General features: G+C 67.3%; 9 protein-coding genes and 5 pseudogenes. 9 read left to right on the forward strand and 5 right to left on the reverse strand.

Annotated elements, in window-relative coordinates; genetic code table 11:
• Positions 1-32 precede the first annotated feature (32 nt).
• On the reverse strand, positions 33-476 hold the full coding sequence (locus OG568_RS59765) for a hypothetical protein (RefSeq protein ID WP_329538389.1): 444 nt from the start codon (positions 474-476) through the stop codon (positions 33-35).
• A gap of 403 nt (positions 477-879) precedes the next feature.
• Between OG568_RS59765 and OG568_RS59770 the strand changes: the two genes are divergently transcribed.
• The 4 genes and pseudogenes from OG568_RS59770 to OG568_RS59785 all read left to right on the forward strand — a co-directional run bounded on the left by OG568_RS59770 (position 880) and on the right by OG568_RS59785 (position 4,965).
• Positions 880-1,077 (forward strand): hypothetical protein, encoded by a 198-nt coding sequence (locus OG568_RS59770; RefSeq protein WP_329538390.1) that lies wholly within the window; start codon positions 880-882, stop codon positions 1,075-1,077.
• Positions 1,078-1,643: 566 nt separating this feature from the next.
• Complete coding sequence (locus tag OG568_RS59775; protein WP_329538575.1) at positions 1,644-1,826, forward strand: hypothetical protein; 183 nt, start codon at positions 1,644-1,646, stop codon at positions 1,824-1,826.
• A 796-nt stretch (positions 1,827-2,622) separates the two neighbouring features.
• Positions 2,623-3,390 (forward strand): annotated as a pseudogene (locus OG568_RS59780) (reverse transcriptase N-terminal domain-containing protein); the annotation flags it as partial.
• A gap of 105 nt (positions 3,391-3,495) precedes the next feature.
• Entirely contained in the window at positions 3,496-4,965 is a 1,470-nt protein-coding gene (locus tag OG568_RS59785; RefSeq protein WP_329538392.1) for an IS4 family transposase, read from the forward strand.
• 142 nt (positions 4,966-5,107) lie between these two features.
• Here the strand turns inward: OG568_RS59785 and OG568_RS59790 are convergent.
• Positions 5,108-6,058: pseudogene (locus OG568_RS59790) on the reverse strand (IS701 family transposase); the annotation flags it as partial.
• 50 nt (positions 6,059-6,108) lie between these two features.
• Here OG568_RS59790 and OG568_RS59795 point away from each other — a divergent pair.
• The 5 genes and pseudogenes from OG568_RS59795 to OG568_RS62050 form a co-directional block, all read left to right on the forward strand.
• Positions 6,109-6,762: pseudogene (locus OG568_RS59795) on the forward strand (ISAzo13 family transposase); the annotation flags it as partial.
• Between the two features lie 66 nt (positions 6,763-6,828).
• Positions 6,829-8,048, forward strand: a protein-coding gene (locus OG568_RS59800) for an IS3 family transposase (RefSeq protein ID WP_329530430.1) whose coding sequence is annotated in 2 segments (ribosomal slippage) — positions 6,829-7,084 and positions 7,084-8,048 — 1,221 coding nt in all. Because the reading frame shifts where the segments join, the coding sequence is not laid out codon by codon here.
• 33 nt (positions 8,049-8,081) lie between these two features.
• Positions 8,082-8,390, forward strand: a pseudogene (locus OG568_RS59805) (ISAzo13-like element transposase-related protein); the annotation flags it as partial.
• A gap of 69 nt (positions 8,391-8,459) precedes the next feature.
• A complete protein-coding gene (locus tag OG568_RS59810; protein WP_329538393.1) occupies positions 8,460-9,818 on the forward strand; it encodes an IS4 family transposase in 1,359 nt (452 codons plus the stop codon).
• Between the two features lie 17 nt (positions 9,819-9,835).
• Positions 9,836-10,566: pseudogene (locus tag OG568_RS62050) on the forward strand (ISAzo13-like element transposase-related protein); the annotation flags it as partial.
• Here the strand turns inward: OG568_RS62050 and OG568_RS59820 are convergent.
• The 3 genes from OG568_RS59820 to OG568_RS59830 form a co-directional block, all read right to left on the reverse strand.
• Positions 10,467-10,886 carry a transposase gene (locus OG568_RS59820; RefSeq protein WP_443078019.1) on the reverse strand — a complete coding sequence of 140 codons (420 nt, stop codon included), beginning with the start codon at positions 10,884-10,886 and terminating at the stop codon, positions 10,467-10,469. The pseudogene OG568_RS62050 and the gene OG568_RS59820 sit on opposite strands and share 100 nt — an antisense overlap.
• A gap of 165 nt (positions 10,887-11,051) precedes the next feature.
• Positions 11,052-12,221: an IS66 family transposase gene (gene tnpC, locus OG568_RS59825; protein ID WP_329538395.1), complete on the reverse strand. Its 1,170-nt coding sequence runs from the start codon at positions 12,219-12,221 to the stop codon at positions 11,052-11,054.
• Positions 12,222-12,749, reverse strand: a complete 528-nt coding sequence (locus OG568_RS59830) for a DUF6444 domain-containing protein (RefSeq protein ID WP_329538396.1) — start codon at positions 12,747-12,749, stop codon at positions 12,222-12,224. It lies immediately after the preceding gene.
• Positions 12,750-12,846 lie beyond the last annotated feature (97 nt).

Raw genomic sequence — 12,846 nt, forward strand, 5'->3', positions numbered from 1 at the left:
TGCGCACCCCACCACATCAGGTGGGTATGAACTCAACCAACCCCGTTCCCGACGGCACGGTGCGGACCGAAGCCGACGGCGTCCGCCAGGTGCACCGGTTCGCCGGTGCCGGCCCCTCGCGTGCTGTCCGGTGCGGATGCTCGGGCGTTCACTCCCGGCATCCGCGCACGCCGACGGACGGGCATCACTCCACGCTTTTGCACGCCCGCTTCGCCGAGACAGCCGGAGCGGTCCGGGGCCGGGACGGATTCGTCGTACGGCGGACCCGGGAGTTCACCGACGCTGAGTCGCACCGGTGCTTCGTGGACGGCGTCCTGCCCGCGTATCTCGCCGCCCGCCGCGGGAAGTCCGGGTGGGGCGGCGCGCTGGACCTCCAGGTACCCGGCGGTTCCGGCCAGCTGACGGTCGACAGCCGCGTACTCGAAGGGCTCGGGGCGACGACCGGGACACCGGCGCGTATGAGGGACCGCGCCCACGACTTCATCCACTCCGCATGCAACGTGTACGGCGGAGCCACCGTGTTGTCGTGTTTTCGGCCCCGGGGGAGGGCCAAGAGCGGGCACCTCGGACACGTCCCGGTACCGGATGCCCGCGCGGGCGCCGTGCCGCTCTGTGTCAGTGCCGGGCGGTCCGCGCGTGGGCGCGTGGAGGAAAGGACGGCAGCACGACGACGACCGTACCGATCGGCCTGGCCGAGCAGACCGAGATCCGAGCCTACGCCGACTTCATGACCGGCGCCGCGGCGGCCGTGCTCACGGCACGGGGCACCAGCTCGCTGACCGTGGGCCCGGTGTCGGCGCTGCCGGTCCGCGAGGACACGAGCGGCTTTTCGACCGTGCCGGTGGATTCGGCGCCCGGGAGGCGGTCACCCAGGACGTCGTGGCCCAGGTGTGTGACTTCTACCGCCGACAGGGCGTGCCCAGCTCCTTCATGATCGCGCCGCCCCTGCTGCCGTCCGACTGGACCTCCGTCGCCGCGAATTGCGGCCTGACCGAAGGCACCCAGTACACCAAGTTGTGGTGCGCCGCCGAGGCCGCGTCGGCACCCACCGGGGTGGCGTTCCGCCAGGTGGTGTAGCGGATCTAGGCGCCGGAATCCACAGGTCGCTGCGTCGGCGCGGTTCGGGGCCGCGCACCGTGCTGACGGCAGGTCAGCCGCCGTGCGACCCGGGAGCCGTGTCCCATGGGTGGCCGACTCGCGGCTTGCCGGAACGCGTCGAGCGAGGTCTCTTACACCACAGAGCGGGACACGACCAGCACGCCCGCTGCCGATGGCTGCGGAACGAACACTCCTGGCCCTGGGCCGACACCTTCACCACCCGTTGGCGACGGCTCGGACACGGCGGTTGTGGTTCGTGACTCGTGGGTCTCCTGTCATGGGATGGCCCTTGCTGTGACGTTGTTCCAGTGGTGGTGGCAGGCCGTAGTGTGATGGTGGTGTAGGCGACGCCGGTTCGGCCGGTGCGGGGGTGTGCCGGTTGGGTGTCCTGGCGGGGCCTTGGCAGGGCGAAGGCCCGGAGCAGCGCGAGAAGTTCGCGCGGGCTGACGGGCGCCGTGGCCAACTCGCCGTCGGGGTCGGTGGGGTGGGCGCGTTGCCGCTCGTAGAGGGTGCCGGCGGCCGGGAGTGCGCGGGCGGTCGTTGATGTGGGCCAGGCGCAGGCGAAGCTTTGTGGGTTCCCGGCGGCGGGTGTCGCCGGTCAGGGCGAGCATGGGCATCCGGGCGAGGAGGCCGAGTGCGAGGGAGATGATGTCCTCGCGCAGATGGACGTCGGCGAGAAGACGAACGAGTATCTGTATCCGGCATACCGGACGTCGGCGCAGCCGTGAAAATGAGGCCGTGTGGCGGCTGCCCGCCCGACGCCGATGATCTGTGGGCACGAAGCCCGTAATGAGTCTGGTGCTGGGGCTGGCCCTGAGGGGCTGCGCATTGTTGCTTCGAGCACTTGCGACGCGAGGTCGCTTGAGTTGAGTGGTTCGACACCGAGGAGGGTCGGCTGATGTCGAAGGTGTAGGCGCAGGCCAGTGTGCATGGCCTGTCCCCGCCCCAGCGTGCGCCGCGGGTAACCGCGGGGTGCGGAGCCTGGGGTAGCGGCCCAAGGGTCCCCGTTCCATCCGGGATCACAGGCTGGGGAAGGGCGGCCGGGTGAACGTAAGCGAATCCTCGATGATGCCTCGTCAAGCAAACGCCCGTCGATGGGTAGCCGAAACGGGTTATAGGGACCGGCCGTTGGAAGACGGCAGGTGCCGACCGGAGAGTGCTCGCCGGTCGGGAGCACACCACCGTCCCCGGGGTTCAGAGGACACCCGACCCGTCCATATCTCACTCATGCGGAACGCGAAAATCCCGATGAGGTCCAGACGGCAACGACTGGTAAGCCAACCGCAAGGAAGGCCCAACTCCTCAGCGGGCGCAGGAAGATCCAAGAAGCCAATGCCGGCGGCCGAAAGGAAGCAGGAAAACGGATGCCGCAGTGCCGACGACTCCGTCGGAGGCCTCCGCATAACTGGCCGGATAGGGGCCAATGCCCCGACCTGAAAGGGTGCTGACGTGGATCTGGTGAGCCTGTGAAGCACGACTGCCGATGACACCGGAACCTAAGGGCAAGTTTGACACCATGACGATATGCGTGACGCAGGCGGCGAAGCCCGCCAAGGACGCGACGCTGAGGTGAACGGACCGGAGGACGAGGTCAGCGACTGGGCGTCGATCGACTGGCGCCGAGTTGAAGACGACGTACGGCGTCTGCGACAGCGGATCTTCACGGCATCGCAGGCAGGGGACCTGAAGAAGGTCCGCAATTTACAGAAGTTGATGCTCCGGTCCCGCGCCAGCACGCTTCTCAGCGTGCGGCGCGTCACGGAGGTCAATGCTGGGCGCAAGACGGCCGGTATCGACGGAAAGACGGCACTGCTGCCACAGTCCAAGGCAGAGTTAGCGGACTGGATTCAGCATTGTGCCGCCCCGTGGAAACCAAAGCCTGTCAAGCGCGTGTATGTACCGAAGGACAATGGAAAACGGCGGCCATTAGGAATTCCTGTGATCGCTGACAGATGCCTTCAGGCTCTGGCGCTCAGCGCACTGGAACCCGAGTGGGAGGCACGGTTCGGGCCGAGATCCTATGGATTCCGCCCCGGTCGTGGCTGTCATGACGCGATCGTAGCCATCCACACCACGGCACGCGGCAAGAACGCCAAACGCCTGTGGGTGCTCGACGCCGACTTGAAAGCGGCATTCGACCGAATCGATCACCAGCACCTTCTCACTTCACTCGGAAGGTTCCCCGGGAGGGGGCTGATTGCCGGGTGGCTGAAGGCGGGGGTGGTCGAGAAAGGTTGGTTCACGCCCACCGAGGAGGGAACTCCCCAGCCCTTCAGTTGTAGTTCGGCGATCAGGTTCACAGGGTAACTCCCTGTTATGGACGACTGGTCCGGCGATGTGGCACAAGTAGCCGCAACGTCGCTCGGGTAGCTGAAGATCGTCTACGATCTCGATCTTGTGCCGAAGGATCACATAGCTGGTGAGACGTACCCGGAGCGGATCCGGATGGGGTTGCTGTCGCGGACCTTCACGCCCGAGTTGGTCGACTTCGTGGTCGATGAGGCCGGGGCCCGTGAGGAGCGAACGAAGTCGCTGCCCGCCCGGCTGATGGTGTACTTCGTGCTCACGATGTGGCTGTTCACCGGGAGTGGGTACGGCCTGGTGCTGCGGGAGTTGGTGGAGCACTGGCCGCGCCGGGCCGCTGAGGGCTGGCGGCCGGCACGCACGGGGTCGCTGACCGAGGCCCGTCAGCGGCTGGGGCCAGGCCCCTTGCGGTTGCTGTTCGACCGGGTGGCCGGGGTCAGCGGGAGTGCGGCCACGCCCGGGGCGTTCTGGTGCGGGCTGCGGCTGACCTCGCTGGACGGCTCGCTGTTCGACGTGCCCGCCAGCAAGGCCAACGCCGCGGCCTACGGCCGGTCCGCCAACGGTCATCGGCCCGGACCGTTCCCGCAGGTGCGGCTGCTCGCGCTGGTCGAGTGCGGCACCAAGGCGATGATCGGCGCGGCCTTCGACTCCTTCGCGGTGGGCGAGCGGACCCTGGCCAGGCGCCTGCTGGTCCACCTGCGCGCCGGGATGCTCCTGATGGCCGACCGGGGCTTTCCCGCCTTCGTCCTGTGGCAGGCGGCGACGCGGACCGGGGCTCAACTGCTGTGGCGCTGCTCGGATTCCTTCACCCTGCCCGTCGATCGGGTTCTGCACGACGGCACCTATCTCTCCCACCTCAACGGACCGCATGGGAAACGGATCACGGTGCGGGTGGTCGAGTACACGGTGACCACCTCGACCCTGGACGAGTCCGGTGTCAGCGAGGAGACCTCCGAGCTGTTCTGCTTGATCACCACGTTGCTCGAACCTCAGGCGGTACCCGCCGCCGAGCTCGCGGAGCTCTACACCTCGCGCTGGACCAGCGAAACGATCTTCAAGCACATCAAGATCGAGCAACGGGGCGGACGCACCGCGACCCTGCGCTCGAACAGCCCGGCCATGGTCGAGCAGGAACTGTGGGCCATGCTCTGCGTCTACCAGGCGATCCACCACCTGACGGTCGAGACCGCCACCCATGCCCAACTCCCCGTCTCCCACATCAGTTTCAAGCAGACCCTCGCCGCCGCCCGACGTTCCGTCGGCGCGGACTTTTCCCCTCGCCAACTGGCCGCCAAGGCCCGTGACGTCCAGGACGACCTGGCCCGCGAGGCCGTCAAGCCCCGCCCCGGACGCGCCGCACCCCGCGCCACCAAACGCAGCACCGCCGGCTACCGCACCGTGAAACCCGACGAGCCGGCCACAACCCGCGTCATCCACACCGTCGGCCTACGCCTCTTCCCCGAAGAGCGACGCCCCGCGCCACCCGCCGACACCACGAGCCAACGGATCACGCCACCAGGCATGCCGTCACCTCGACGTCGAGAGATGGCCACTGCAGCCTAAACGAGCGACGTTGCAGTTAAAGGTGCCCATCTCTTTCATTCCCTCTGTTTTTACCGTCGTTAATGGAAGCTTCACTTGCATAGCAGGATTCCTATGCCATGTACTGTCCCGGCAGCTGTAGTTCTTGATCGTCATGGTGGTGTCATGTGGTCGCGGCGGCGGTGACGTTGTTCCAGCGCCGGTGGCAGGCTTGCGCGATGGCCTGGTGACGGCGTCGCCAGGCGGACCAGTGCAGGACATGGCCGATGTCGTGGCGGAGCGGGGGCAGGGTGGTTGCCCGCAGGATGGTCAGCAGCTCGCGTGCGCTGACCGGGATGAGGCCGACGGCCATGGTGGTGGTCGCGGTGCGGGCGCGGGTGACGGCCAGGACGGCGGTGGCCAGGATGCTGATCAGGGTCCAACGCATCCAGGAGTTCCAGCAGGTCGTCTGGCCCTGGTCGAGTCCGGTGACGCCCTTGGCGAGCTGGAAGTCCTCTTCGACCTGCCATCTGGTGCAGATGATGTGTATGAGGCCGGCAAGGGTGACGGGTCGGGTGGAGTAGCAGTGGTAGAAGGAGAGTTCGCCGGTGAAGCGGTGTCGGCGCACGACCAGGACGGATGTCCCGTCGTCCTCGGTGTCGGGGGCGTCGTCGCTCTGGATGTCGGTCCAGGTCCAGTCGTAGTGGCGGTCGCCCTTCAGGCCGTGACCGGTGAGCATCCGCATCCATGCCCGCCGGGGCAGCCGTGCGGCCAGGGTGGTCGCGGTGAAGCGGCCACCCGGGGTGGTGACCTGGTGATCGGCGCGGACCGACAGGGCGTAGTCGAAGCCGAGCCGGCGAGCACTGCGGCGCAGTTCGCGCCCGCCGTAGACCTCGTCGCCGGCGAACCAGCGTGCACGCAGGCCCAGCTGTCGGGCCCGGGTGAGCATGGCGGCAGCAAGTTCGGGCTTGGTGGCGAAGTCCACGTCGTCGGGGACGTGGGTGAGCAGGCGGCGTTCTTCGTCGGCGGCCCAGTCGGCGCCCAGGTACAGGGCCCGGTCGATCGGGGCATGGCCACGTGCGGAGGCGTAGGTGAGATGGACGGCGACCTGGCACAGACCGATCCCGCCCAGGGCCCGTATTTCAATAAGTGCTCGGCAGAGGGGTGTTGGTGGGAGTCTGAGATATGACCCCGTGTCTGTCAGGCCGCGCTGCCACCCGTGCTCTGCGGACTAAGTTCGAGCAAATCCTGCCGCACTTCGATGAGCGCCGCCGTCGGTTGTACCTGGCCAGTGAGGCGACGGCCCTCGGCCGCGGCGGGATCGTCCGGGTCGCCGCCGCCTCCGGCACCAGCACTGCCACCATCGCGCGAGGTATCGCCGAGTTGGCCGGTTGCTCCTCACCGACCCGACGGGTTCGGGCTCCAGGCGCCGGCCGCAAGCGGCTGACAGACACCGACTCCGGTCTGCTGCCCGCGCTGGAGTCGCTGATCGAGCCGCACACCCGAGGCGACCCCGTCTCCCCGCTGCGGTGGACCACGCTGTCGTTACGGGCCCTGGCCTCGGCCCTCACCACACAGGGCCACCCGATCAGCGCTTCAACCGTCGGACACCTGCTGCACACCCTGGGCTACAGCCTGCAGGGAACCGCGAAGACAACAGAGGGCATCAGCCATCCGGACCGCGATGCCCAGTTCACCCACCTCAATGCCACCGCTACCGAGTTCCTCAACGACGCCCAGCCGGTGATCAGCGTCGACACCAAGGCCAAGGAATGGCTCGGCAACCGGGACCGGCCCGGTCGCACCTGGCGGCCGGGCAAGAACGCGATCAAGGTGGACTGAGGCGACCCCTGTGGTGTGGACACTCTGACAATGGATCTTGCAGATCCGAGGGAAGGTGTCCTGGTGGGACGTAGGTCTCCGTATCCGGTGGAGTTCAGGAACGATGCCGTCGCGCTGTACCGCGCGGCGGGCGGGAAGCGCACGTACGCGGCGGTCGCGGCGGATGTCGGGGTGACCGGCGAGACCCTGCGGAGCTGGGTGCGCCAGGCCGACGAGCACGCGGGCCGTGATCACAGCAGCGGCGAGCAGAGCGCGGAGAGCCGGAACGAGGAACTGGCCCGGCTGCGCGCGGAGAACGGCCGGCTCCGCAAGGCAGAGAAGGAATGGGAACTCGAGCGGGAGATCCTGCGCCGGGCAGCCGCCTATTTCGCGAAGGAGATGAAGTGAAGACCCACCGCTGGGACTTCGTCTCCGCCCACGCGGAAGTCTTCGGCGTTCAGCGGATATGCCGGGTCCTGCAGGTCTCGCGCTCGGGCTACTACCGGTGGCTCGCCGGTGCGAAGGTCCGTCGAGAGCGGCAGGCCGCCGACGACGCCCTGCTCGTGGAGATCCGGGAGATCCATACCGAGCACAAGGGCACCTACGGAGTCCGGCGCATCCATGCCGAGCTGCGTGGCTTCGGGCACACCATCAACCGCAAGCGCGTCGAGCGCCTGATGCGCCGGCACGGTATCGAGGGCCGGCACCTGCGGCGCCGCAAGCGCACCACGGTCCCCGACCGGCTTGCACCACCGGCCCCGGATCTCGTCCAACGCAACTTCTCCGCCAGACAGTTGAACGAGAAGTGGTGCGGCGACATCACATACGTCCAGGTCGGCGGGACGTGGCTGTATCTCGCCTGCGTCATCGACATCTGTTCACGCCGGGTGCTCGGCTGGTCGATGGCCACGCACATGCGCACGGAACTGGTCATCGACGCCCTGGAGATGGCCGTGGCGACCCGCGGCGGCCACGTGGGCGGGGTGATCTTCCATGCGGACAGGGGCTCGCAGTACACGTCGGCCGCGTTCGCGCAGGTCTGCAACGGTTTCGGGATCCACAGGAGCATGGGCCGGGTCGGCTCGAGCTACGACAACGCCCTCGCCGAGTCGTTCTGGCAGGGACTCAAGAGGGAGACGATGTACCAGAGGCTGTTCTCCACGATGCCTCAGGCGAGGCTGGAGATCTTCCAGTGGCTCACCTACTACAACGCCCGCAGGCGCCACAGCGCCCTCAACTACCTCTCGCCAGTCGAATTCGAACAACAACAGCAGAGAGCACGTAAACTCACACTCGCAGCATGAACCCCCGTGTCCACACTCCGGGGGACACCTCAGGACTGCCACACGTTCACCACCAACGACCAGCCCATGGCGATCCCCTACGGGATCTACGACATTGCCAACAACAGCGGATGGGTCAACGTCGGCACCGACCACGACACCGCCCAGTTCGCGGTGGAGTCCATCCGACGCTGGTGGCAGCACCGCGGACGGACGGACCACCCGAATGCCGGCAGGCTCCTGATCACCGCCGACTCCGGCGGCTCCAACGACCCCCGCCGCTGGACCTGGAAAAGCAACCTTGCCACCTTCGCACGAGAGAGCGGCCTGGAGATCACGGTCTGTCACCTACCTCCCGGAACTCAATGCCGTTGCTTGAACTCGTCAAGCAGTTCGTGGTGACGCCGGAGGAGCGCGGTCGTTGGGCCCGGCATGCATCCTTGGGTGGGGTTGTCCGATCATGTGCGACTGGGGGTGGTGACCCGGTGGGTGACTCCGGAACTGGTCGGCGAGGTGCTGGAGAAGTGCCGGGTCCGGGACAAGAAGCCCGGCGCGCTGCCGGCCGGGTTCATGGTCTACTTCACGCTTGCCCTGGCGCTGTTCCAGCAGGACTCCTATGACGATGTGGCGGAGCAACTGGTGGGCAGTATTCGGGAGTTGAGCGGGAGCATCCCGAACAAGTCCTCGTTCACGCGGGCGCGCAGGCGTCTGGGACCGCTGGTCCTGGAGGCCGTCTTCCGTGAGCTGGCCGACCCGTTGGCCCCGGTCGGCTTGGAGGGCTCCTTCTACCGCGGGATGCGGCTGGCCGCGGTGGACGGGTTCGTGCTGGACGCGCCGGACACACCGGCCAACCGGGCCGCGTTTGGTGGGCCGGTCAAGAACGGCCAGCCGGCGGGGTTCCCTCAAGTGCGGGTGGTGACACTGACCGAGTGTGGCACGCACGCGCAGATCGACGCGGCGGTGGGCGGATTCAGCGGCGGTGAGCGGGAGTTGGCGATCACTCTGGCGACCTCGGCGAGCAAGATGCTCGTCATCATGGACCGGGGCTTCCCTGGGGTCGAGTTATGGAAGGCCTATCTCGGATTCGGGGCCCATCTGCTGATCCGGGCTCGCTCGCCGGTGGCGCACCGGCCGGTTGAGTATCTGCCCGACGGGACCTACCTGGGGAGGATGAACCTGGGCGGGCAGAAGGGCGCGCATCCTGGCGGGGTGCTGGTCCGGGTGATCGAGTACCGCGTCGACGGCGGCGATGTGGTCAGGCTGTTGACTGATCTGTTGGACCCGGTTGCGTATCCGGCGGCGGAGTTGGCAGCGCTTTACCATGCCAGGTGGGAGGCGGAGTCGGCGTTCCGGCAGATCAAGACGTTCCAGCGCGGGCCGGTCGAGGTCCTGCGCTCGGGAGACCCGGATCTGGTGCGGCAGGAGGTCTGGGCGCACCTGGTCGTGCACCACTGCCTCACGCGGGTCATCATGTGTCTGGCCGACGACAACGGCATCAACCCGGACCGGGTCTCGTTCGTCAAGGTCCTCAAGCACACGCGGCGCAGCGTGGTCCGGCAGTGCGCGGATACGCCCAAGAAGATCAAGAAGTTCCTGGCTGTGCTGGCGGCGAAGGTGCGCCGGAAGCTCGACAACGGCGCCAGGCGCCTGCGCGAGGCGGACCGGCACCTCAAACGGCCGGACTCGAAGTACTCCTCGAAGCTCTCCTACCGGATCAACACCCGGGACCGGCAACCGACACGGCGGATCACAGCCAAGGCCATCACGCTGCACACCGCGATAGTCCAGTAGTCAAGCAACGGCATTGTCCCGGAACTTCGAAATGGAACAAAATAGAGCATCGTATGTTCTGCCACATCACCGCGAACTGGCGGGGGCGACCGCTGACCAGCTACCAGGTCGTCCTCGAGACCATCGCCGCCACAACAACCAAGACCGGCCTAACCATCGGGGCCGAACTGGACACCGGCAGCTACGACCTCGGCATCAGCGTCACACCCGCCGAGTTCCACACCCTTCCGATCACACCCAACGCCTTCCACGGCGACTGGAACTACACACTGTCTCCCGAGCCACCGCGAACGCCCGACGCGCCGGCAACCACTCACCGGACCGACCCGGCTCTGACCATGATGCTCACCGATCCAGCCCTGACCGGCATGTCACGAACCGCCTTTGAGCATTTGGTGGCGGTCTCGGAACCCTTCTGGGACGCCATGGCCGAGGCGGCATTCCAGCGACGCTTCCACCGCCCACGCAGCTACCGACACCCGCAGACCAGCAGCGTGGACCACACCCACCGGCTCCTGGCAGCCATCCTGCGCCGCCGCAGAGCGGTGACCATGACCTTCCTGGCCCAACTACTGGGCGTCAACCGCACCAACCTGTCCATCCAGTACCAGGACGCAAAACGGCTCCTGGACCTGCACCGGATCCTCGTCACGCCGATACCCGGATCACCCGCCCGCACATTGGAACAGCTACACGCCCGAACAACCCCCGCGGAAACCCGTCGCTGACAGTTATTGAAATACGGGCCCCCAGCGCACCGGAGTATTGCCTTGCCGCCCCGACGGCGTCGGTGGAGGACTTCTCGTCCCCCGTCTCGTCCACGATCAACACGGCGTCGTCATCCGCGAGTTCACCGGCCGCCCAGGTGGCCGTCCGGTCGCGCACGGCGTCGTGATCCCACACGCCGCGGGACAAGAAGTGCTGCAGCCGGGACGGCGACGCGTGCCCCAACGCCTCAGCGAGCGTCCAGCAGTTGCGGGTCTCGAGCCCCGTCAGCATCGCCTCGGCCATGTCCCTGGCCAGCAGCCGCGACTCCCGTCGCGGGAAGCAGGCGGCCACCGCCGCCATCGCCGCCCTGAAACACTCGCTCCACACCCCACCGGCTATCGTGGCGCCCACGGCCACCGCGTCCTGATCTGTTGTCACAGACGATCATCATCGCGGTGGCCGTACTCGTTCCCGCGGGCACCCCATCAGGCCGCTCACCAGCACGAATCCGTCAACGATCAAGAACTACAGCTGCCGAGTCCGAGCTTCATTCCTGTTAGCCTCGATCTTTCGCGCGCCCAGCAGACTCGGAGGTCTTCGTGTTGTAGTTGATCTTGAGTCGTAAGCTCGTTGTCGCCTGCCGGTGGAAGTCCGGTCCGGGTAGCTGCCAGGAGGCCCGGTAGCAGACTGGCGGCGTCGGGGGAAACGCCCGGCGTCGAAGCCCAGTGTCGAAAGCCCTGCAAAGGGGGGAGCAAAGCGTAACTGTTTAGGGGTTTCAGCTGGTTGTGGGCAGCATCCATGGCCGTCCGTGAAGAGGTCGCGTAGGGCGGTCAGGGGGTTGACGCCGTGCTTGCGCACGGTGGAGATGTAGGAGCGGATCCGGGCGAAACGCCTCGCTCCGGTCGGGGTCCGCCAGGAGCCGGAGACCTTCTGTTGCGTCTTGATCATTCTGAGGTCGCGCTCGGCCTGGTTGTTTTCGAACGGGACACTGAAGTCGGTCATGTACCGCTGGTACTCCTCGGTGCGGTCGTGCAGCCGCTCGGCCAGGGCTCTGGCCTTGGCTCTCGGTCCGGTGCCGGAGTACGGGTTGGCTGCGATCCCGCACAACGCCGCGTGCCGGTAGCGGTCTTGGAAGCCGGCCAGTACATCGGCGGCCAGAGCGTCCTGTCCGGCCGCGACCGCGTCGGCGACCGCGGTCTTGGCCTCGATAAGGACCTGGATCATGGTGGTCGCCCAGGTGGGGTCATGACGGGTGTCCTCGGTGACGGCGATCAGTTCGCGCAGGACGTGCGCACCGCACAGGGCCTTGCTGTTGCCGTAGACCGTGTAGGAGGCCAGGGCGTCGGTGACCAGGGTGCCGGTGAAGGCGGGCAGCACGCCGAGGTCGTTCATCGCGATACGACCGCGCTGGGTGTGGATGCCGTAGAAGGTGACCAGGTGGGTGCACATCACGTGCAGCCAGTGCAGTTTCCCCGCCACCCGCACCCCCGACTCATCGGCGTGTGCGACCGGGGCGGCGGTCAGATGCTCCTTGACCTGCTCCTCGAAGCCGGCCAGCCCGTCGTGGGCGCGGGCCAGGACGGACAGGACGGTGCCGGTGGACAGGGGCAGGCCGAACAGGCTGTCCATCGCCTCGGCCAGGCGCTTGGCAGGAAGGTGCTGGTAGGCCGACAGGTAGCAGACCGCGGCCCGCACTCACGTCCCGTACACGGTCGCGGCCGGTACGTGCTCCGGTGCTGTGGCCGAGGTGGTGTGCCCGCAGCCGCAGACCGCCCGGTGCAGCCGGTGCTCGGTGACCTCCGGTGCGATCTTGGGCAGATCGAAGACCTGCCGGGCCCGATAGCCCGTGCTCACCGCACCGGCCAGGTCATTCCCGCAGCCGCCGCAGGCGGCCGGATGGTGATCGAGTATCACGTCGGGATCGGCGACCTGCTCCATTCGGCCGCCCGGATCACCCTTGGCCCGACCAGGCTTACGGCCCGAACGCTGCCGCAGCGACTTCGGCGCGGGCCTCTTGCGCAGCCCGTCACTGGACGGCGGCTTGGAGGAGTTGTGCGAGTCCGATGAGAACTGCCGCTCCAGCTCCGCGATCCGCTCCGCCTGCTCGGCGTTCCTCGCGGTCAGCTCCGCGATCGTCGCCGCCTGGGCGGTCACCAACAGCTTCAACTCCACTGCCAGCGCGGCAAGCTCCTCGTACGAGGGCGGCGGCGGGGCGGAGGACACAAGATCAACCTACCCGACCGTCAAGAACCGCCTGACACCGCATCACCGCCCCTCAGTCACGGCAGCTGTAGATGTGGCTGCCTCGTGAGTTGAGGCT

Origin of the sequence: Streptomyces sp. NBC_01450, assembly GCF_036227505.1 — a bacterium.
Lineage (GTDB): Bacteria > Actinomycetota > Actinomycetes > Streptomycetales > Streptomycetaceae > Streptomyces.

What these genes read in the sequence shown, in the direction of transcription:
- OG568_RS59810 (WP_329538393.1), top strand. Translation starts at nt 8,460, where the DNA reads ATGCATCCTTGGGTGGGGTTGTCCGATCATGTGCGACTGGGGGTGGTG.
- OG568_RS59820 (WP_443078019.1), bottom strand. Translation starts at nt 10,886, where the DNA reads ATGGCGGCGGTGGCCGCCTGCTTCCCGCGACGGGAGTCGCGGCTGCTG.